Origin of the sequence: Polynucleobacter sp. MG-5-Ahmo-C2, assembly GCF_018687735.1 — a bacterium.
Lineage (GTDB): Bacteria > Pseudomonadota > Gammaproteobacteria > Burkholderiales > Burkholderiaceae > Polynucleobacter.
This window is the reverse complement of record NZ_CP061304.1, coordinates 486339-508425: the sequence shown is the minus strand read 5'-3', so window position 1 is coordinate 508425 and position 22087 is coordinate 486339. Positions and strand designations below refer to the sequence as shown.

At 46.6% G+C, this 22087-nt stretch carries 20 protein-coding genes; 3 read left to right on the top strand and 17 right to left on the bottom strand.

The features are described 5' to 3' along the window. Window positions 1-31: 31 nt before the first annotated feature. Entirely contained in the window at window positions 32-2437 is a 2406-nt protein-coding gene (gene ppsA, locus C2740_RS02685) for a phosphoenolpyruvate synthase (RefSeq protein WP_215293872.1), read from the bottom strand. A gap of 105 nt (window positions 2438-2542) precedes the next feature. Between ppsA and C2740_RS02680 the strand changes: the two genes are divergently transcribed. Further along, window positions 2543-3370: a pyruvate, water dikinase regulatory protein gene (locus C2740_RS02680; protein WP_215293871.1), complete on the top strand. Its 828-nt coding sequence runs from the start codon at window positions 2543-2545 to the stop codon at window positions 3368-3370. Window positions 3371-3376: 6 nt separating this feature from the next. Here the strand turns inward: C2740_RS02680 and C2740_RS02675 are convergent, their stop codons facing one another. From C2740_RS02675 to rpsB, 16 genes are all read right to left on the bottom strand, one after another. Further along, window positions 3377-4201 (bottom strand): RNA methyltransferase, encoded by an 825-nt coding sequence (locus tag C2740_RS02675; protein ID WP_215293870.1) that lies wholly within the window; start codon window positions 4199-4201, stop codon window positions 3377-3379. A 2-nt stretch (window positions 4202-4203) separates the two neighbouring features. Then, window positions 4204-4797: a ribonuclease HII gene (gene rnhB / locus C2740_RS02670; RefSeq protein WP_215293869.1), complete on the bottom strand. Its 594-nt coding sequence runs from the start codon at window positions 4795-4797 to the stop codon at window positions 4204-4206. Then, window positions 4794-5999 (bottom strand): lipid-A-disaccharide synthase, encoded by a 1206-nt coding sequence (lpxB, locus tag C2740_RS02665; RefSeq protein WP_215293868.1) that lies wholly within the window; start codon window positions 5997-5999, stop codon window positions 4794-4796. The genes rnhB and lpxB overlap by 4 nt, the downstream gene beginning before the upstream one ends. Window positions 6000-6008: 9 nt before the next feature. Next, entirely contained in the window at window positions 6009-6806 is a 798-nt protein-coding gene (gene lpxA, locus C2740_RS02660) for an acyl-ACP--UDP-N-acetylglucosamine O-acyltransferase (RefSeq protein WP_215293867.1), read from the bottom strand. Then, the gene (gene fabZ, locus C2740_RS02655; protein ID WP_215293866.1) at window positions 6806-7255 is read right to left on the bottom strand and encodes a 3-hydroxyacyl-ACP dehydratase FabZ; all 450 of its coding nucleotides are present in this window, start codon (window positions 7253-7255) and stop codon (window positions 6806-6808) included. Before fabZ ends, lpxA begins: the two co-directional genes overlap by 1 nt. A gap of 42 nt (window positions 7256-7297) precedes the next feature. Next, complete coding sequence (gene lpxD, locus C2740_RS02650; RefSeq protein WP_215293865.1) at window positions 7298-8365, bottom strand: UDP-3-O-(3-hydroxymyristoyl)glucosamine N-acyltransferase; 1068 nt, start codon at window positions 8363-8365, stop codon at window positions 7298-7300. Window positions 8366-8370: 5 nt separating this feature from the next. After that, complete coding sequence (locus C2740_RS02645; RefSeq protein ID WP_215293864.1) at window positions 8371-8898, bottom strand: OmpH family outer membrane protein; 528 nt, start codon at window positions 8896-8898, stop codon at window positions 8371-8373. An 18-nt stretch (window positions 8899-8916) separates the two neighbouring features. Then, window positions 8917-11256 carry an outer membrane protein assembly factor BamA gene (gene bamA / locus C2740_RS02640; protein WP_371818584.1) on the bottom strand — a complete coding sequence of 780 codons (2340 nt, stop codon included), beginning with the start codon at window positions 11254-11256 and terminating at the stop codon, window positions 8917-8919. Between the two features lie 5 nt (window positions 11257-11261). After that, complete coding sequence (locus tag C2740_RS02635; protein ID WP_215293863.1) at window positions 11262-12392, bottom strand: RIP metalloprotease; 1131 nt, start codon at window positions 12390-12392, stop codon at window positions 11262-11264. 25 nt (window positions 12393-12417) lie between these two features. Further along, complete coding sequence (gene ispC / locus C2740_RS02630; protein WP_215294281.1) at window positions 12418-13602, bottom strand: 1-deoxy-D-xylulose-5-phosphate reductoisomerase; 1185 nt, start codon at window positions 13600-13602, stop codon at window positions 12418-12420. A 5-nt stretch (window positions 13603-13607) separates the two neighbouring features. Further along, the gene (locus C2740_RS02625; RefSeq protein ID WP_215293862.1) at window positions 13608-14435 is read right to left on the bottom strand and encodes a phosphatidate cytidylyltransferase; all 828 of its coding nucleotides are present in this window, start codon (window positions 14433-14435) and stop codon (window positions 13608-13610) included. A 20-nt stretch (window positions 14436-14455) separates the two neighbouring features. Continuing rightward, window positions 14456-15229: a polyprenyl diphosphate synthase gene (gene uppS, locus C2740_RS02620; RefSeq protein WP_215293861.1), complete on the bottom strand. Its 774-nt coding sequence runs from the start codon at window positions 15227-15229 to the stop codon at window positions 14456-14458. A gap of 25 nt (window positions 15230-15254) precedes the next feature. Continuing rightward, window positions 15255-15815 carry a ribosome recycling factor gene (frr, locus tag C2740_RS02615; RefSeq protein WP_215293860.1) on the bottom strand — a complete coding sequence of 187 codons (561 nt, stop codon included), beginning with the start codon at window positions 15813-15815 and terminating at the stop codon, window positions 15255-15257. Between the two features lie 11 nt (window positions 15816-15826). Then, the gene (pyrH, locus tag C2740_RS02610) at window positions 15827-16537 is read right to left on the bottom strand and encodes a UMP kinase (RefSeq protein WP_215293859.1); all 711 of its coding nucleotides are present in this window, start codon (window positions 16535-16537) and stop codon (window positions 15827-15829) included. 185 nt (window positions 16538-16722) lie between these two features. Further along, window positions 16723-17607 (bottom strand): translation elongation factor Ts, encoded by an 885-nt coding sequence (gene tsf, locus C2740_RS02605; RefSeq protein ID WP_215293858.1) that lies wholly within the window; start codon window positions 17605-17607, stop codon window positions 16723-16725. Then, window positions 17607-18356 (bottom strand): 30S ribosomal protein S2, encoded by a 750-nt coding sequence (gene rpsB / locus C2740_RS02600; protein WP_215293857.1) that lies wholly within the window; start codon window positions 18354-18356, stop codon window positions 17607-17609. The genes tsf and rpsB overlap by 1 nt, the downstream gene beginning before the upstream one ends. A gap of 268 nt (window positions 18357-18624) precedes the next feature. Here rpsB and map point away from each other — a divergent pair, with 268 nt between their 5' ends. Together map and C2740_RS02590 are read left to right on the top strand one after the other, a co-directional pair. Next, window positions 18625-19461, top strand: coding sequence for a type I methionyl aminopeptidase (map, locus tag C2740_RS02595; protein ID WP_215293856.1), 837 nt, complete (start codon window positions 18625-18627; stop codon window positions 19459-19461). A gap of 4 nt (window positions 19462-19465) precedes the next feature. Then, window positions 19466-22066 carry a [protein-PII] uridylyltransferase gene (locus C2740_RS02590; protein WP_215293855.1) on the top strand — a complete coding sequence of 867 codons (2601 nt, stop codon included), beginning with the start codon at window positions 19466-19468 and terminating at the stop codon, window positions 22064-22066. Window positions 22067-22087 lie beyond the last annotated feature (21 nt).

Sequence of the window (22087 nt, the reverse complement as noted above, 5' to 3'; positions counted from 1 at the left end):
ATCTAGGCTTTTTATGTACCGCTTTGTTTACTTAGGCTTTTAAGCTCTTACCCAACATTTCCCAAGTTTCCACTACGCTGTCTGGATTCAATGAGATCGAGGTAATGCCCTTCTCTACCAACCAACGTGCAAAGTCTGGGTGATCTGATGGACCTTGGCCGCAGATGCCAACATACTTGTTCTGCTTGCGGCAGGCATCAATCGAACGTGCAATCATGAACTCAACCGCAGGATCGCGCTCATCAAAGTCAATAGCCAACAATTCCATACCGGAGTCACGATCTAAGCCCAGGGTTAGCTGAGTCATATCGTTAGAGCCGATGGAGAAGCCATCAAAATACTCCAGGAATTGATCAGCCAGAATCGCATTGGATGGAATCTCGCACATCATGATGAGACGCAAGCCGTTCACACCACGCTTCAGACCAAACTTCTCCATCATATCGATCACGCGCTTCGCTTGATTAATGGTGCGCACAAATGGCACCATGATCTCTACGTTATCAAGACCCATATCTTCGCGCACACGCTTCATCGCAGCGCACTCAAGAGCAAAGGCTTCACCAAAGTCCTCAGATACATAACGTGATGCCCCGCGGAAGCCCAACATTGGGTTTTCTTCATCGGGCTCATAGCGTGAGCCGCCAATCAACTTCTTGTACTCATTCGACTTGAAGTCAGATAAACGCACGATCACTGGTTTTGGATAAAAAGCAGCTGCAATCGTTGCTACACCCTCAACCAATTTATCTTCATAGAACTGACGTGGGCTAGCGTAACCACGAGCCACACTCTCTACTGCACGCTTCAGATCAGGATAAACGTTTGGATACTCCAATACTGCACGTGGATGTACGCCGATATAGTTATTGATAATGAACTCGAGACGCGCTAAACCGACGCCAGCATTCGGAATCTGACAGAAGTCAAACGCTAACTGGGGATTGCCGATGTTCATAGTGATCTTCACTGGAATTTCTGGCAATACACCACGAGATACTTCAGTTACTTCTGTCTCGATCAAGCCATCATAGATGTGACCTTCATCGCCCTCTGCACATGAAACCGTTACCATCATGCCATCTTGTAAATGCTCAGTAGCATCACCGCAACCCACTACCGCAGGCACACCTAACTCACGCGCAATAATGGCTGCGTGGCAAGTGCGTCCACCACGGTTAGTGACAATCGCAGAAGCACGCTTCATCACGGGCTCCCAGTTAGGATCAGTCATATCAGCAACCAAGACGTCGCCCGGCTGAACGCGATCCATTTCGCTAGGGTCACGAATAATTCTGACAGGGCCAGCACCAATCTTTTGGCCAATCGCACGACCTTTGGCCAGCACCTTAGAGCTACCCTTCAGCTTGTAGCGCATCTCGACTTGACCGGCAGCTTGGCTCTTTACTGTCTCAGGACGAGCCTGCAGGATGTAGATACGGCCATCTTGACCATCCTTACCCCATTCAATATCCATTGGACGACCGTAGTGCTTTTCAATGATCACTGCGTACTTAGCCAACTCAGTAATATCAGAGTCCTCTAAAGAAAAACGATTGCGCTTTTCTGGCGTGACATCCACTGTTTGCACCTTGTCAGCAGAACCTTTTGGCGCAAATTGCATCTGAATTAATTTAGAGCCTAAAGAGCGACGAATAATGGCTTTTTTATCTTGAGCCAAGGTTGTTTTAAAAACATAGAACTCATCCGGGTTAACGGCACCCTGCACCACTGTCTCACCTAAACCGTAGCTTGAGGTGATGAAAACGACATCCTCAAAACCTGATTCCGTATCTAAAGTAAACATTACGCCAGCAGCACCTAGGTCAGAGCGCACCATCCGCTGAATACCCGCAGATAAAGCCACTTCGGCATGGGCAAAGCCCTTGTGAACACGGTAGGAAATAGCACGATCGTTATAGAGGGAGGCGAATACTTCACGGATCTTCTTGAGAACATCGTCAATACCCTCAACATTCAAAAATGTTTCTTGCTGTCCAGCAAAAGAAGCATCCGGCAAGTCTTCTGCAGTGGCGGATGAACGAACAGCAAAAGAACCTTTACCAGAATCGTCTAATACAGCGAATGCTCTACGAATCTCTTCATCAAGCTTTGCTTGAAACGGCGCCGTTTCAATCCAGTGACGAATCTCGGCACCAGCTTCTGCCAATGCGCGCACGTCATCAATATTCAATCCCTCTAATCGCTTTTGAATACGGTCAGTCAGATTATTGTGCGTCAGAAAATCACGAAAAGCTAAGGCAGTAGTCGCAAAACCCGTTGGTACACGAACTCCCGTGGAAGCCAGTTGAGAAATCATTTCTCCGAGTGATGCATTCTTACCGCCGACTGATTCAACATCAGTCATGCGAAGCTGCTCAAAAGGCAAAACATAGGCATCTGCCATACTGCTATTTTGTTGCTGTTGGTTGGACATAAAATACTCTCTAAGGGTAGGAAAACTGGTCAAGCGGCCCCTCAAAATGGGGCATACTTCAATAAAGCATATTGTAGTGCTGACCCTGACTTTTAGGCCAAATCCATGTCTACCGAAACCCGTATAGTTTTTATTGTTTCTGATGGAACCGGCATTACCGCCGAGAACTTCAGCCAATCAATTTTGGCCCAATTTGAGGCTACTTTTAAGCACATCCGCATCCCTTTCGTGGATAGCGTCGATAAAGCCCATGAGGCCGTTAGCAGCATTAACCAGGCATTCAGTAAATATGGGGTCCAGCCTATTGTGTTCACTACTTTGGTGAATACCGAGCTCAATAACATTGTCGCCAAGGCTAATGGCTTAATTTTGGATATGTTCCAGACCTTTGTGGCACCCCTTGAGGCTGCCTTGGGCATGAAATCCACCCATGCCATGAATCGCCTGCACCACAATGCGGATACCGAGGCCTACAAGAACCGTATTGAGGCTATCAACTACTCCTTGGCTCATGATGACGGGCAATCCAACCAAAATCTTGCCGAAGCCGATGTTATTCTGATTGGCATCTCCCGCGTTGGTAAAACGCCGACTAGCCTTTACTTGGCAATGCAATATGGATTGAAGGCAGCAAACTACCCACTCATTCCCGAAGACTTTGAACGGGGACAGCTACCCAAAGACTTAATGCCTTATCGGCAAAAGATTTTTGGCCTCATGATTGATGCTGAACGACTTTCAGAGATTCGGAATGAACGGCGTCCAGGCAGCAATTACGCCAAACTGGAAAACTGTCGCTACGAAATTAACGAAGCCACCGCAATGATGAAAAAGCAATCTATTCCCTGGATTTTGACTACGAGTAAATCGATTGAAGAGATTGCGACGACTGTTTTACAAGGAATCAAATCCGATAAAACAATCCTAGGCTAGTGCTCCTTAACTACGTCTGACGCGCATCGTCTCAAATAGGCAAATAGCAGCAGCCGTAGAAACATTCAGGGACTCCACTCTTGGATCAATCGGAATCGATACTCCTTTAGCCTGAGCTAGAAGATCTTCTGAAACCCCCTGTCCTTCGCTACCCATAATCCAAGCTACGGGGTGCAATAACTCCTTACCCAAAGAGAACAGTTCTTGGTCTGCGTCTGCGGTGGCGGCCAGCATTGAGCCTGTCACTGCGCTTAGCACCTGCTGATTAGACCAACCTTCATATAAATCCAATAAGTGGTGTGCCCCCATACCAGCACGCAGTACTTTGCTAGACCACAAATGCGCGCAACCTATTGTCGCAATAACTTGGGTAAAACCTGCGGCAGCCGCAGAGCGTAATATCGAACCCACATTACCCGCATCCTGAATACAATCCAAGATCACAACATCTCCGTTCAGAGTAGCAATCGATTGTGGCAAAGTTAAACAAGATTTTGGAAGATCGAGTAGTCCTGTGATATGGGGTGCATTCACCAAATCGCTCAGCAAATTCCAGAGCGCGCTATCAAGCTGATAAACCTTAGTATCGGGACATATTTCTATGTGCTCGTAGACCGCCCGTGAGATTTCCACATTCTTGAGGCCAAGCTCAGAAGTAAGCAGAATTTTTAATGCAGGATCGCCAACCCAGGTCTGCACCAGATGAATGCCCTCCAGCAAAGCCCGACCACTCGCTAGCCTCGACTTCTGCCCCTTAGAGCCAGCAGCTTGTAGCAAACGAATTTCTTTAAAAAGTGAATTCTCTTTGGATGTAATGAGGTCAAAGTTCATCGCTAGCCTGCAATGCCTTCTAGCACTTTTCGTACAGGGGAAAAACTTCTACGATGCTCATCACACGCACCAAATTTTTTTAGCGCTGCAAAATGTGCTTCGGTTGGATAACCCATGTGCTGCGCAAATCCATACTGTGGATGTCTCTTGTCTAATTCTTGCATCTGGCGATCACGAGTTACCTTGGCGATGATGGATGCCGCTGAAATCGCTGGCTCTGTAGCATCTCCCTTAATGATTGCTTGAGCAGGAATAGGCAGCTCAGGGCAACGATTGCCATCTACAAGCGCTTTATCTGGCCATGCACCCAATCTGCCAGTTAAATCTTCAACGGCACGACGCATCGCTAACATAGTAGCTTGCAGAATATTCATATCATCAATTTCTGCAGGGCTGGCTTCACCAACACCCCAGGCCTTGGCTTTTTCTATGATTTGCTCGAACAGAAACTCGCGGCGCGCTGCAGTAAGCTTTTTAGAATCCTTTAAGCCCGCAATAGGATTATTGGGATCAAGCACCACTGCGCCAGCCACTACCGAACCAACCAGTGGGCCACGCCCTGCCTCATCAATGCCGCATACCAAAATCACGCTCACAAATTGACTCTTTTCTGACGACTACTTGCAATCGTTTGTGCAACTGCCTGTGCAACCAAAAGACCAGTTGGACGGCGGAGTGTCTCATGCATTTGAGCAAAGCGCGTCTTTAGTTGAGCGACTTTACCAGGGTTATTGAGCCACTCTTGCAATGCCTTGGCCAACTTATCAGGGGTAGCATTGTCTTGCAGTAACTCTGGAACCACAAATTCACCACACAGGATATTGGGCAAACCTACATAAGGCAGATAACCTTGACGCTTCATGATTTGCGCAGTCAGCCAAGGCACCTTATACGAAATTACCATTGGCTTTTTCCAGAGGGCAGCCTGTAAAGTTGCGGTGCCACTGGCAATCAAGACTACATCAGAAGCTTCCAACACTTCATCGGCCATGCCATCGAGTAAATGAATCTCAACATCAGGATTACCATTGCTAGTTTTAAGTAAAAGTGCCTCAAGCGGTGCGCGCAACTTTGGCGTGGCTACTGGAATCAAAAAACTAAGCTTTTGGCCCTGAAGCTGCTTGGAGAGAAGCTCCATCGTCTCAAAGAACACTGGCGCTATGAGTTCAATTTCTGAACTACGGCTACCTGGCAAAACTGCAATCACAATTCCATGAAGCGAATTCTTGGAAAGCTTTAAAGCTTGAATGATTTTTTCTCGAGCTTGGTTTACATTTGGTTCGAGCGGGATTTCACTTGCCAAAGGGTGGCCCACATAAGTTGAGGCTACACCTGCTCGATCATAGATTTCCGTTTCAAACGGAAAGATGCAGAGCATACGCTCAACCGCTTGGGAAATTTTCTGAATACGCCCTGCTCTCCACGCCCAAATGGATGGAGAAACCAAATGCAAAGTTGGAATGCCTGCTTTGCGTAAATGGAGCTCAACACCTAAATTAAAATCTGGTGCATCTACCCCCAAATAAACATCAGGGCGACCTTCGCCAGTAAGATTTTGGATGAGCTCCTTGCGCACCTTCAGAATGGCGGGAAGCTGTTTAATTGCTTCAACGTAACCCCGAACACTCAAAGTCTCCATAGGCCAATCAGAGCGCATACCTTCAGCTTGCATACGAGGGCCACCGATACCGTAAACCTCTAAGTTAGCCATCTCTGGAATTTGATTTAACGCACTCAACACCGGTGCAGCAAGTAAATCACCAGAAGGTTCACCAGCTACACAAGCTAACTTAGGCAAAGCAAGGCCTTACCGAATAATGCCGCGCGTAGAGGCGGCAATAAAATCATGAAACTGCGTCAGTTTTTCTGCGGTAGCAGCATCAGCTGCATTTGCGCTGATCATATTTTTGAGCTCCACTTTAGCATCCTCAAAGCTCAGGCCATCCTTATAAAGAACCTTATATGCCTGACGTAGAGCAGAAATTGTTTCGCTGGAAAATCCACGGCGCTTCAGACCCTCAACGTTCATTCCGTGAGGAGCAGCTTTGTCACCAGCAGCAATAACAAATGGTGGGACATCCTGCACCAGGATCGAACCACCACCCAACATCGCGTGCTGTCCTACTCGCACAAACTGATGAACGCCAGACATGCCACCCATAATGGCCCAGTCATCCACTTGTACGTGACCAGCAATTTGGGCATTACTAGAAAAGATAGTGTGGTTACCAACCTTGCAATCGTGCGCAATATGCACATAAGACATGATCCAGTTATCACTACCAATTCGGGTAATACCTTCATCCTGCGACGTGCCTGTGTGAATGGTTGTGAACTCACGAACAGTATTGCGATCACCAATAATCAACTGAGTAGGCTCGCCACGGTATTTCATATCCTGTGGGGCTCCACCAACTGAGGCGAAATGCGCAAAACTATTTTCTTTGCCGATGGTCGTGAAGCCTTCAATGACAGTATGTGAGCCCACCTTTGTGTCTGCACCAATCTTCACATTAGGGCCGATAACAGAAAAAGGACCAATCTCAACATCACTAGCAAGCTCAGCCTTGCTATCTACCACGGCGGATGCATGAATCCGAGTCATTACGCGCCTTTCGAACGAACTGCGCAGGTAATATTTGCCTCTGCAGCAATTTCACCATCGACAGTTGCTTGCACTGAAAACTTATAAATACCAGCACGACCCCGCTCTAGCTTTGCAGTCATGATTAATTGATCGCCCGGCAGGACTGGCTTTTTAAAGCGTGCCCCATCAATGCCCGCGAAATAGTAGACAGCATCTTCTGGACGCTCTTCAGAGAAGGTCAGCAACGCTGCTGTTTGAGCGAGGGCTTCAATAATCAGAACACCCGGCATCACTGGGAAATCAGGAAAATGCCCTTGAAAGAATGGCTCATTCATCGTCACATTCTTGAGCGCGGTAATACTTTCTTGAGGCGTAATTTCAAGCACTCGATCAACCAACAAAAATGGATAGCGATGCGGCAATAACTTCAGAATCTTATTGATATCGATCGCGTTAGCTTTACTCATAAATTACCTACTGAAAAGTGAATATTAAATTGCCAAAGACTTTTAAGACTCTGAGCGCTTGCCTTTATCCAGCAAACGCAAGCGTTGGCGTATTTTATCTAGACCACGCAAGATGGCAGCATTTTTCTCCCAAGCACTATGCAGCATCGAGGGATAAACCCCCGTAAAATGCTGTCCTGGCTCAGTAATAGAGCGAATAATAGAAGTGTTGCCAGAAACAGTAGTTCGATCGGCAATGCTGAGGTGGCCGGCAAAATTGGCGGCCCCGCCGATGATGCAGAAATTACCAATTTTTGTACTACCTGAGATAGCGGCACATCCCGCAACTACACAGCAGTTACCAATAGTGACGTTATGCGCGATTTGTACTTGATTATCAATTTTAGTACCCGCGCCAATCACTGTATCACTCATAGCACCACGATCGATCGTGGTAGAGGCACCAATTTCAACATCACTAGCAATCACCACACGACCAGTTTGTGGAATCTTGACCCACTCCCCTCCGGTTGCAGAAAAATCTGGTGCAAATCCAAAGCCATCCGCACCTATCACCGCACTACTATGAATAATGCAGCGCTCACCAATGTGGGTGTCATGATAAATAGAAACGGAGGGGTAAAGCAGGGTATCGCTTCCAATCTGACTATTCATCGCAACACTAGTATTGCCTAAAATCGTCACACGCTCACCCAGCTTTACTCCAGCACCAATTTGCACAAAAGGGCCAATATGGCATGAAGACGGAATAATGGCTGATGAGTCTATTGCGGCACTTGAGTGTATACCTGGGGCATATTTTGGTGCACTTGCTTTTGCAAAGTGCTGAGCCATTTTGGCAAAAGTGACATAAGGATTTTTGGAGACAAAGTAAACCCGCTTTGATATGCCAACCCCTGGGTTCGCCTGCAAAAACGCTAAGTCAGACTCGTCAACAATCAGTGCCCCTGCAAGACTATCGCTAGCCTGTTGACGATACAGTGGATTCGATAAAAAGGATATTTGGTTGACTTGCGCCCGCTCTAATGGGGCAAGACCAATTAATACGGAGGAGGCCTCCCCCACCAAGCTTGCTTGAAACTGTTCGGCCAGCTCGATGGCGGTGGGCATAAAACTTACTTAAGACTATTCAAAGCCTTGATGACATCATCAGTCACATCAGCCTTAGGACTAACATAAGCCGCCTCTTGAACAATGACGTCAATTTTTCTTTGCTCAGCAATTTGGCGTAACACTGAATTTGCTTTTTCAGCAATCTTAGCGCGCTCTTCAAATGTACGCTGATTGAGATCTTCCGTGAACTCGCGTTGCTTGCGTTGTAATTCACGATCCTGGTCAGCTAACTCCCGTTGACGACGAATACGTTCTGCCTCATTCATGACAGCAGCATCACGATCTAATTTTTCAGCGGCAGTCTTAATCTTTTGCGCACTATCGCGCAAATCATTTTGACGTTTAGTAAATTCATTTTGCAGGCGGGTTTGCATTGCTTTAGCCAGGTTAGACTCATTAAATACTTTTTCTGAGTTCACCACTGCTACGCGAGTGCCAGCATCTTGTGCGAATGCCTGAGTTGCAGACATAGTTGTGATTACAGCAACTAAGCCCATCTGAATCCATTTTGAAGATTGATATAACCTCATAAAACTTTCCTTAAACAATTAAAACGCCGTACCCACCTGGAACTGCAAACGTTGGATGTTATCCGTCGGCTGCGCCTTATACGGCAGGCCGTAACTGAACTTTAACGGTCCTAACGGTGAGATCCATGATATACCCAAGCCGTAGGAATATTTTAAGACCAAATTGATATTCGTTCCGTAAGCATTACCGCCATCAACGAAAGTAAACATACGCAGGGTCTTATCCGTCCCAGAACCAGGAACTGGCACCGTGTATTCCACATTCGTCACAATCTTGGACTGCCCACCCGTAGGCTGGTAGGTGCCATAAGTACTGTTGTAGTACTGAGGACCCAGGGAGCCTGGTGCATATCCACGAACCGAGCCAATGCCGCCAACATAGTAATTTTTAGTAATTGGGAAGGAGTGCGAGCCATACGCCTCGCCATAGCCAACCTCACCGTTAAACGAAAGAATATTCCCCTTTGAAAACGAGTGATATTTCTGGTACTGGCCGTAGAGGCGATAGAAAGTCATATTACCCACCGGTGTTCCCACCTCGCCAGATAATTGCTGCAGGGAACCTTCCGATGGAATCAGCGCGCTATCACGACCATCGCGCGCCCAACCCACTGTTAATGGCACGTTGTAGGTTGTCAAAGTTGCAGGATAGCCTGGGGCAGCAATATTATAGGTTTCAGCATAATTTAAGTAAGGCTGCGGCGTATTGACGGTAGTGTTAATGCGGAAGGCCTCAATACCAGAACCAAAGAAGACTCGATCCACCTCGGTGTAAGGGACGCCAAACTTGATGCTTGAGCCCACTGATTTAATTTGGTAATCAGGATCACCTGCGTAATACAAAGGTTTGGAGGAGCGATAGTAGACGTCGGTGTAGCGACTAATACCATCCTCTGTAAAGTAAGGGTCATAGTTCGATAGGGTTAAGTTTTGATTTACCTTGCCTAAAGAAAAATTCAAGCCAACTGCTGTACCGGTTCCAAATGCATTGTCTTGATTAATGCCGGCAGACAAAATTAATTTTTCAGTAGAGGAGAAGCCTGCACCTACCGTTACTGCGCCAGTTGGTTTTTCAGTAACCTTTACCTTCACATCCACCTGATCGGGTGAGCCCGGAACATCCTCGGATGTGATGTCTGTTTCGGTAAAGTATCCAAGACGACCCAAACGCTTCTTAGATAAGTCAATTTTGTCACTATCAAACCATGAGCTCTCAAATTGACGCATCTCACGGCGAATAACTAGGTCACGGGTTTTTGCATTGCCAGAAATTGCTACTTGGCGAACATAGATACGACGCCCTGGATCAACCACCAAGGTTAGGTCGACTTCAGCAAGTTCGCGACGCACATCTGGTTGTGGGTTAATGGTAGCAAAAGCATAACCATAAGAGCCCAATATTTCAGCAATAGCCTTAGTACTTTCTGTCAACTTGGCAGAAGAAAAGGTGTCGCCTGGCTTCAGGGTAATCAGCTGCATCAACTCAGCCTCTTTACCCAAAGTATCGCCCGCTACACGGACAGCCTTAACGGTGAACTTTTTACCCTCATTAATGCTGATAGTGAGGTAAACGCCTTTTTTATCAGGAGTAATCGATACCTGAGTGGATTCAATAACAAACTCAAGATATCCACGATTTAAATAATAAGAGCGAATGGTTTCCAGGTCAGCAGTCAACTTTTGCTTGGAATATAGATTATCTTTGCTATACCAAGATAACCAACCGCCCGTCTTTAGCTGCATCTCACTTTTTAGGGTGCTTTCACTAAAGACTTCATTGCCAATAAAGTTAATTTCTTGAATTTTGGCAACTGGGCCTTCATCAATATTGAAATAGACTGCTACCTGATTGCGCTCCACTGGAGTAACGGTAGCAACCACTTCAGCTGCATACATGCCCTTGCCAACGTACTGACGCTTTAACTCTTGCTCCGCCTTATCAATAATGGCCTTGTCATAAAAGCGTGCCTCAGCCACACCTACGGCCTTCAAAGACTTACGCACAAGCTCTTGATCAAACTCTTTCATGCCCGTAAATTCGATGCGAGAGATTGTTGGGCGCTCTTCGATGATCACGATGAGAACATCGCCCTGAGCCTGAATTTGCACGTCCCTAAAAAAACCGGTGCTATACAAAGCTTTAATCGCTTCTGCACCCTTTTCTTCTGTAAAGGTATCCCCGACTTGCACGGGTAGATAGCTAAATACCGTACCGGGCTCGACGCGCTGCAATCCTTCAACGCGAATGTCCTTGACAACAAAAGACTCGGCCGCATGCGCGTTGAGGCTCAGCGCAACTGCCATCACCAACAAGAGATGAACAGTGAGACGGGCAGAAATGCGGAAAGGTGAGATCAGAAAATTCAAGGCGATAAATAGCGTTGTAAATCGTTAAACAAGGCCAGAAGAGACAAGGAAATCAATAAAAGAAAGCCCACTTTCTGGAACTGTTCCTGTATCGAAACCGATATCCGCTTACCGGCGACTAACTCCCATGCATCATACAGTAGCTGACCCCCATCAAGCATGGGAAAAGGCAGCAAATTCAACAGGCCAATGCTAATACTTATAAGTGCTAAAAACGCAAAAAACGGCTGCCAACCTACCTGAGCAGACTTGCCCGCCATATCCGCAATACTCAATGGCCCTCCAAGCTGCTTCAAGGAGGTGTTTCCAGTAAATATTCCAGCCATTAACCGTACGGAGATCTTGGTGATTACCCATACCCTATCTGAGGCAAACCCGATCGCGTCAAGTGGGCCCAATTTCAGCTCAGTCCACTCCGCAAGCGGCACTGGCTTTGGCAGAATGCCGAGGGCTAACATGGGGTCACTTTCGTGGCTTAATTGGGGTAAATCTTTAGACAAAAAGGTCTTAATGTAGCGACTTCCTGAGGGAGTCTGCATTTCCAGGGCGAAGCCAGTCTCAGCAGTAAGCGCATTCAAAAGAGTCCAGCGCAAAGCATTCCAACTTGGAATAGGCTCAAATTCACTAGAAAGGGGCACAGAATTTGAATTCGATAGAGCCTGCCAGCCAATAACCCTATCCCCTTCGAGTACACCTAATTTGGCAGCAACTGAATTTTCAGGCGGCATCTTTAACACAGCAGGCAATTGCGGCGCACCAGAAACATAAATCACAGCGAACAGGAGAACCGCCAGGAAAAAATTAGCAAACGGGCCGGCTGCAACAATCAAAGAGCGTTGCCAGAGCGGTTTGTGATCAAAAGCCTCTGATTCATCCGCCAGGGCAATCGCTTGCTGACGGTCTCGACCGTCTAAGAGCTTTACGTAGCCGCCCAAGGGAATAGAGGCAATAACCCACTCTGTTTTATTGCTCGCTACATGAGTAAATAAGGGCTTGCCAAATCCAATTGCAAATCGGAGTACGCGTACGCCACACAAGCGCGCAGCTAAAAAATGTCCAAACTCATGAAAGCTCACGAGAATACCCAGGGTAGCTAAAAATGAAGCAAGAGTAATAAGTGCCTGCAAATAAATTCCTAATGACTTTTACAAATTAAAGGTTGAGAGTCTGAATATATTGACGCGCCGCTTTTCTAGCTTGAGCATCAACCTCTAAAATATATTCTATTGAGTCCGCTGCGGCAGTTGGCATCGCATTTAACACTTTCTCTACCACCAAAGGAATGTGCAAATAAGGCATGCCCTCATCCAAGAACGCCGCTACCGCTATTTCATTAGCCGCATTCAAGACTGTAGGTGCAGTGCCCCCAGCTTTTGCGGCAGCGAAAGCCAAAGATAAACAAGGAAAGCGATCCGAATCTGGCTCGCTAAAGCCGAGTGAAGTTAATTGAGTCAAGCTTAAGGGTGCAACACCTGCCTCAATTCGCTCTGGCCAAGCCAAGCCATAAGCAATAGGTGTACGCATATCAGGCTGACCCAATTGCGCAATGACAGAACCATCGCGGTAGCGCACCATCGAATGCACCACGCTTTGCGGATGAATCAATACTCTAATTTTTTCCAGCGGCAAGCCAAATAACCAAAAAGCCTCAATCACTTCAAGTCCCTTGTTCATCATGGTTGCCGAATCAACCGAAATCTTTCTGCCCATCACCCAATTTGGATGGGCGCAAGCTTGCTCAGGCGTAATGCTTTTCAATTGGTCCAAGGGGGCATCTCGGAATGGGCCGCCAGAAGCGGTTAGCCACAGCTCCTCAACGCCCAGACTAGGCATTGGTGCTTTAGTAAATTGACTAGGTAGACATTGAAAAATTGCATTGTGCTCACTATCAATTGGTAGTAGCTCGCCACCGCCCTGCTTCATAGCTTGCATAAACAAATTGCCAGACATCACTAAAGCCTCTTTATTTGCCAGCAATACTCTCTTACCCGCCTTGGCTGCAGCCAAAGTAGGGACTAAGCCAGCTGCACCTACTATGGCAGCCATGACAGTGTCACAGTCCGAGTCTGTAACAGCAGTTACCAGGGCTTGCGGACCATAGAGCACTTGGGTAAAGACTTTTTGGTCTCGCAACAACTGCTCTAGGCGCGCCGCGCCATCAGCATCAGAAACAACTGCGATGGCAGGCTTGAATTCTGCACACTGCTGCGCCAAGCGATCTACTTGTTTTCCGGCTGTCAGCGCAACAACCTTAAATCGCTCTGGATGTGAACGAATAACATCGAGTGTGTTAACTCCGATAGAGCCTGTAGAACCCAGAATGGCAACTTGCTTAATAGCCATTAAACAAATCCAGCCAACAATGCTGCAATTGGCATTGTTGGAATCAATGCATCAACGCGATCAAGCACGCCACCATGACCAGGCAATAAATGACTACTGTCTTTCACTCCAGCCAAACGTTTTAACTGAGACTCGAATAGATCGCCAAAGATACTAAAAGAAGTCAGCACAGTAACCATCAAAAACATTGGCACCCAACCAAAACGAATTGCCCAAGCACCAAAAAGGGTGGACTCAAAAGGCAAATAAATTACGCAGAGCAAGGCGTAGCCGTAGCAAAGCAGAAGGCCACCAATAGCACCCTCAACCGATTTACCGGGACTAATTTGTACTGCCAATTTGCGTTTGCCAAATGCCTTACCAACAAAGTAAGCACCAATATCTGCAACCCAAACCAAAGCCATACTTGTTAACAAAAATACTAAACCGAGTTCGCGCAAGAATACCAAGGAAAACCAAGCTGCCGGCAAGAGAATTAAACCAAGTACCACATAAAAGGGGCGCAGTTTTTGCAAAGAAAGATTCATGCCCTTTGCCAAAATGAATGGCGCCACAAAGAACCAAAAAATAACTGCCAAGAGTAATAATGCAAATTGCCAGGATGTATTTTGCATGCCAAGCAAAAATAGAATGATTGCCAAGCAAAACAATGCATACAGATAAGCCGCGCGCGAAGCATGTGGAGCAAGTAAACTACTCCACTCCCATGCAGCTGCCAACAGGGCCACCAAGAAGAATGCGCCTATGTAAACTGGTGGCAATAAAAATAGGATGGCTAAAAGCACTGCCAAAAGAACAAGGGCAGTAATTATTCGGGTTTTGAGCATGTAGTGATGTGTTTAAAGAATCAGACTGCGTCACTCATAGCTTGCGAAGCAAGCTGAGCACTGGTGCGCCCAAAACGGCGCTCGCGCTGACTAAACCAATCAAACGCTTTGTGAAGTTCAGCCTCATCAAAGTCGGGCCATAAAACATCAGTGAAATAGAGCTCCGTATATGCGAGCTGCCACAACAAGAAGTTGCTCACACGCTGCTCACCACCAGTTCGGATAAACAAATCTGGCTCTGGAGCATAAGCCATCGAAAGATGGGGTTGAAGTAACTCCTCGGTAACCTGCTCTGGCTTCAAATTAGGATTTGCCTCTACACAACGGCGCATCGCCTGCAAGATATCCCAACGTCCGCCGTAATTAGCGGCAATCGTAAAAGTAAGCGCCTTACAAGCTGCAGTTTTTTCTTCCGAGAATTGCACCATCTCTTGAATGGCAGAGTCAAAACGACTCAGGTCGCCAATCAAGCGTAATGAAATATCGTTTTCAGCAAGGCGTGAGACCTCACCCTTCAGAGACTTTAGAAACAGCTTCATTAAGAAGCCCACCTCTTCTGGTGGGCGGCGCCAATTCTCAGAACTAAAAGCGAATACCGTTAAGTACTCAACGCCAATGCGACGACACTCTTGAACAATTTTACGTACAGCGCCCAAACCTTCAGAGTGACCAGCTACTCGAGGCATTAAGCGCTTACTAGCCCAACGACCATTGCCATCCATAATGATTGCCACGTGGCGAGGAATAGCGCTTACCTCTGGAATATCCTGGGTTGAGCTAGGGTGTTGGGTCATAAGAAGCAAAAATTCAATCGGGTGTTTAAACCGTCATGATCTCTTTTTCTTTTTCAGAAATAATTTTGTCGATATCTACAACTGCTTTATCAGTCATCTTCTGAATGTCATCTGTCGCACGACGCTCGTCATCTTCAGAAATTTCTTTGTCTTTTGTTAGGCGCTTAAGATGCTCATTCGCATCGCGGCGTAAATTACGAACGGCAATCTTGGCATCTTCACCTTCACTCTTGACAACTTTGCTAAGCTCGCGACGACGCTCTTCAGTCAGAGCAGGCATTGGCACACGAATCACCGTACCTTGAGATGCAGGATTTAAACCCAAATCAGAATCCCGAATCGCTTTTTCAATGACTGCAACCATCGTCTTCTCAAATGGTTGAACATTAATAGTGCGCGCATCCGCCAAACCCAAGCTAGCGACCTGACTCAAGGGGGTTGGATTGCCGTAGTAGTCCACCTGAATATGTTCCAAAATTCCGGGGTTAGCACGTCCAGAACGAATTTTTGCCAAACTGCTCTTCAAAGACTCGAGAGACTTTTGCATCTTTTGATCGGTTGTAGATTTAATTTCTGCTGCAGACATCGGGCCTCCTATTAAACGTGTACCAAAGTACCTTCAGACTCACCCTGTACTACACGCATCAAAGCGCCCGGCTTGAGTATTGAAAATACTTTGATCGGTAATTTACGATCACGGCACAACGCAAAGGCAGTTGCATCCATGACCTGTAAGTTCTTAATAATTGCTTCATCAAAAGTAATGGTCTTGTATAGAGTGGCTGTTGGATCTTTTACTGGATCCGCACTGTAAATACCATCGACCTTGGTTGCCTTGAGCATGACATCAACACCCATCTCAGCCCCGCGGAGAGCGGCTGCTGTATCAGTCGTAAAGAAAGGGTTGCCTGTTCCAGCTGCAAAGATCACCACCTTACCCTCACTCATCGCACGAATCGCACGCGGACGAATATACGGCTCAACTACTTGATCCATTCTCAGTGCGGATTGCACTCGCGCCTCAACACCCTTTTGGCGCAAAGCATCTTGCAATGCGAGTGAGTTCATCATTGTTGCCAACATACCCATGTAGTCTGCGGTAGCTCGATCCATACCGGCAGCGCCACCAGCAACACCGCGGAAAATATTCCCGCCACCAATAACGATAGCAAGCTCAATACCGCTACTGACCACCTGGGCGATTTCCGAAACCATGGAATCAATGGTGACTGGATTAATGCCAAAAGCATCGTCACCCATCAGGGCTTCACCAGAAAGTTTGAGGAGGACGCGTTTGTAGGCTGGCATATTTATATTTTTCCGTAATTGCCAAGTAATTTACTTACTTAGCTTATTGATCTTTAAGCACTTTTTAATATCTTCGCCAAATTATAAAGGGCTTGGGAAAGATCAAACAAAAGGGCATAGAAACTCAGGTTTCTATGCCCTTTTGGGTATTACCAACTATCTGGGGCAAACCCCAAAATCGCTAATTAGGCAGTGGCTTTAGAGGCAGCCGCAACCTGAGCAGCAACTTCAGCTGCAAAGTCGTCTTGACGCTTCTCAATGCCCTCACCTACAACAAACATAGTGAAACCCTTGATTGTTGTATTGGCAGCCTTGAGCATTTGCTCAACAGTTTGCTTGTCGTTCTTCACGAAAGTTTGGTTCAACAAAGAAACCTCTTTAAGGTACTTCTGGATTGAACCCTCGACCATCTTTTCAACGATCTCTGGTGGCTTGCCAGATTCAGCAGCCTTTTGAACAGCAACGCTACGCTCAATCGCAATAGATTCAGCAGGAACATCGGCTGTAGATAAAGCCACAGGCTTCATCGCAGCAATGTGCATTGCAACATCTTTAGCAGCAGTCTCATCACCCTCGAACTCAACCATCACACCAATACGAGTGCCATGGAGGTAAGAAACCAACTTACTGCCATCTGCGAAGCGTTTGAAGCGACGCGGCATGATGTTCTCGCCGATCTTACCGATTAATGCGCTACGAACTTCATCAACAGTTTGACCGTTCATTGGCAATGCCAACAAAGCAGCAACGTCAGCCGGGTTCTTTTCAGCAACCAACTTCACGCATTCGTTTGTGAATGCCAAGAAGTCATCGTTCTTAGAAACGAAATCGGTTTCGCAGTTCACTTCAAGCAAGGCGCCATTAGTGCCATTGATAAAGGAGGCAACAATACCTTCAGCTGTTACACGAGAAGCGGCTTTACCAGCTTTACTACCAAGCTTTACACGCAGAATTTCTTCTGCACGAGCCATATCACCATCAGCCTCAGTCAAGGCTTTTTTGCACTCCATCATCGGAGCATCAGTTTTGGCGCGTAATTCGCCAACCATTGCAGCGGTAATAGCGGCCATTATTCAGCTTTCCCTTCTTCAACGAACTCTTCTTCACCCTCTTTAACCGCTGTCAAGATTTCTTGAACAGAATTTGCTTTGCCTTCGAGGATTGCATCAGCAATACCACGTGCATAGAGGGTTACAGCCTTACTAGAGTCATCGTTACCAGGGATGATGTAATCAACACCCTCTGGTGAGTGGTTGGTATCCACAACAGCGATTACTGGAATGCCCAGCTTGTTCGCTTCAGTAATAGCAATCTTGTGATAGCCAACGTCCACCACAAAAATCGCATCAGGAACGCCATTCAAATCTTGAATACCGCCAAGTGCTTTTTGCAATTTATCGAGATCACGGTCATTAGTCAAAGCTTCCTTCTTAGAAAGCTTTTCCCAGTCGCCAGCTTCTTTAGCAACTGCCATATCTTTCAAACGCTTGAGTGAACCTTTAACCGTTTTGAAATTGGTGAGCGTACCGCCCAACCAACGACTGTCGATGTAAGGCATACCAGCGCGAGCAGCTTCTTCGGCAATAATCTCGCGTGATTGACGCTTAGTACCAACAAACAAAATCGTGCCACGATTAGCAGCAACCTGTTTTGCAAATTTCAGGGCGTCCTGAAACATTGGCAATGTTTTTTCCAAGTTGATGATGTGGATCTTATTGCGATGACCGAAAATAAATGGGGCCATCTTTGGGGACCAGAAGCGTGTTTGGTGCCCAAAATGGCAACCGGCTTCCAGCATTTGACGCATGGTTACTGACATAACTTCTCCTAAGGGTTGGTTCTAAAGTTGAATCCTAGCTGCGCTAAAAAGCGCCACCCTGGAAGGCTCAACTCGCGATTTCAGATCCAAAACAGACCTGAGACCAAAATTATAGCTTAAATATCAATGATCTAGCTAGCCCTACCCCCGCTTCAGAAAGGAGGTGCATCCAGAAAAGCGCCCTTGGGGACCCCCTAAACAAGAAGGTTGCCTAATTTTTAGGCAACCAGACCAAGCTAAAACTGTCCAAGTCGTTGATAATCAAGGCATGAATAGTGTATTTACTGCAGAAAAAGACATCCTTGGGATGCGAGAAGCCGGTCGTTTGGCCAGCGAGGTTTTGGATCATGTGGCGCCCCATGTCAAAGTTGGTGTAACCACCGGCGAGCTAGACCGCATTTGTCATGAATACATGCGTGATGTCCAAAAAACCATTCCTGCGCCACTCAACTATCAACCTCCGGGCTACCCACCATTTCCAGCATCAATTTGCACCTCAGTGAATGATGTGATTTGTCATGGTATTCCCGGTGACAAAGTGCTAAAGGCTGGTGATGTTGTTAATTTAGATATCACCGTCATCACTCCTGATGGCTACTATGGCGACACCAGTCGCATGTTTATGGTTGGCGAGGTTTCAGTCATGGCAAAACGTCTTACCCAAATTACTTTCGAATGCATGTGGCTTGGCATTGCCCAAGTTAAACCTGGTGCCTCGCTTGGTGATATTGGTCACGTCATTCAAACCCATGCTGAAAATGCAGGCTACTCTGTTGTGCGTGAGTATTGTGGCCATGGCATTGGTAAAGTGTTTCATCAGGATCCACAAATTCTTCACTATGGTAGACCTGGTACCGGTGAAAAACTGGTAGCAGGCATGACATTCACTATTGAGCCAATGATCAATGCTGGCCGACGTGACATTCGTACGATGCCCGATCAGTGGACCGTAAAAACCAAGGATCGCAGCTTATCCGCGCAGTGGGAACATACACTCCTAGTTACGCAAACGGGAGTTGAAGTCTTAACCTGGTCGGAAGGCAGCAATCCTCCACCTGATTGCGTAAAAGATCTTTCTTATAGACCAGAGCTAGCTCGCATCTAAATCCATGAGTGACTTGCATCAAGCGCCAAATAAGATTACTGATTCAGCAAGCCTGCGTGCTGCACGAGAAATCGCTTACGCTGAGTTTAAAAAAACTCAAGCCGTTAGAAAGTTAACAAAACAACTATGTAAATTAAGCGATCAACTACTCACGCATCTTTGGAATAGCTGCGGCTTAAATAATGAGGCAGCTCTAGTTGCGGTAGGCGGATTTGGTAGGGGCGCTTTATTTCCCTATTCAGACATTGATATCTTGATATTAATGCCAGCAGATGAAAAAATAGCGACATCACTTTCCAAAAAAGTAGAGCAGTTTGTAGCCAGTTGCTGGGATACAGGACTGGAGATCGGCTCATCCGTGAGAACGGTTGCTGAGTGTATCTCAGAATCAGAGCAAGATATTACAGTCCGCACCTCTTTGCTTGAGTCACGTCTCCTGTGCGGCAAAAAACAACTTTTTACAGAATTTGCAAAGGCTTTCGAAGCTGCGATGGATCCGAAAGCATTCTTCCAGGCAAAGCAAGCCGAACAAATTCAGCGGCATTACAAATATCAAAATACGCCCTACTCTCTGGAGCCTAACTGCAAGGAAAGTCCCGGTGGATTGCGGGATCTACAAGTCATCTCTTGGGTCAGTAAAGCGGCATTGCTTGGTAACACCTTTAAAGACTTAAATGAAGCGGGCTTGGTCACGCAACGTGAACTCACTGAGCTCAACCGTAATCAACGTTTTTTAGAAACATTAAGGGCTAATTTACATTTGCTGGCTGGGCGCAGGCAAGATGTTTTAGCTTTTGATTTGCAAACTGCTTTAGCAAAAACGATGGGTATTGAAGAAGAATCCTCGCGGCAAGCCAGTGAAGCGATCATGCGTCGCTACTACTGGGCAGCAAAGGCCGTGAACCAACTAAACGATGTGCTGTTGCAGAATATTGAAGCCCTTCTCTTTCCACAGGAGTCAAAAACTACACGCCCAATTTCTGGAGTAGGTAACGAGCATTTTATTGAGCGGCAAGGTGTTTTGGATATTACTGATCCACAGCTCTACCAAAAACATCCTGAGCAGATTTTGCGAACCTTCTTGGTGTTTTCTCAAACAGCGAACGTCAAGAGTCTCTCGGCAACTATTTTTAGAGCCCTGTATAACGCCCGCCAAAAGATGGATAGCAAATGGCGCGCAGATCCTGTTAATAAAGCACTCTTCATGGAGCTTCTAAAGCAACCTGAAGGTGTGAGCCGTGCATTCCACCTAATGAATCGCAGTAGCGTCTTGGGCCGATACCTGCCTGCCTTTAGAAGAATTGTTGGCCAGATGCAGCATGATTTGTTTCATGTTTACACAGTGGATCAACATATCTTAATGGTGTTGCGAAATGTCCGCCGGTTCATGGTGGTCGAGCACACACATGAGTTTCCATTTTGCAGCAGTCTCATTGCCCACTTTGAAAAGCCTTGGCTGCTAGTAATAGCCGCTTTATTTCATGACATTGCCAAAGGGCGCGGTGGCGATCACTCGCAACTTGGCAAAGCAGACATGCGTAAGTTTGCTAAAGACCATGGTTTAGATAAAAAAGATACTGAGTTATTGATTTGGTTAGTTGCTGAGCATCTCAATATGAGCCAGACAGCACAGAAACAAGACATCACTGACCCAGATGTTGTGAGGGCATTTGCCAAAAAAGTAGGTGATGAACGCCATCTCACTGCACTCTACTTGTTGACTGTAGCTGATGTACGTGGCACCAGTCCCAAAGTTTGGAATGCCTGGAAAGGCAAATTACTCGAAGACCTTTATCGTGCAACGCTGAGAGTCCTAGGTGGCGCTAAACCCGATGCCTCTTCAGAGTTAGCTCAGCATCAAGAGGAGTCCAAAACTAAATTGCGCCTTTACGGCATTGATGATGAGTCCTATGAAGATCTCTGGAGACAGTTAGATGTTGCATTCTTTTTAAGGCAAGACTCATCTGATATTGCTTGGCTCACACGCCACCTCTATAACAAGGTGAATAATGATCAGCCTATCGTGAGAGCGAGACTGTCACCAATCGGTGAAGGTTTACAAGTTGCTGTTTACATTAAAGACCAAGAAGATCTCTTCGCCAGAATCTGCGCCTACTTTGAAAGGCATGGTTTCTCAATATGGGATGCACGCATTCACACTACACGACATGGCTACGCTTTAGATACCTTCCAAATTGCTGGTAGCAATTTAGTAGATGAAGGCGGCAGCTATCGCGACATCATTCAGCTAGTGGAGTTTGAACTGACATCAGCACTCACCAACACTGAGCCATTGCCAACTCCAAGTATGGGCAGACTCTCAAGGCAGTCGCGCACCTTCCCAATTCAACCCAGGGTACACATGGTTCCAGACGATCGGGGCAGATATTACACACTCGCACTATCTGCTAGCGACCGCACGGGACTTCTCTACACAATCTCTAGAGTGCTAGCAAAGCATCAGGTATCGATTCATACCGCCAGAATTAATACGCTAGGAGAAAGGGTAGAAGACGTACTACTATTGGATGCGGCTAACTTGGGCAAGAATCCGAAACTACAGATTCAGCTTGAGACGGAGTTACTTGAGGCCTTAGGGGCTTAAGAAACCCGTACATTTTTCAAA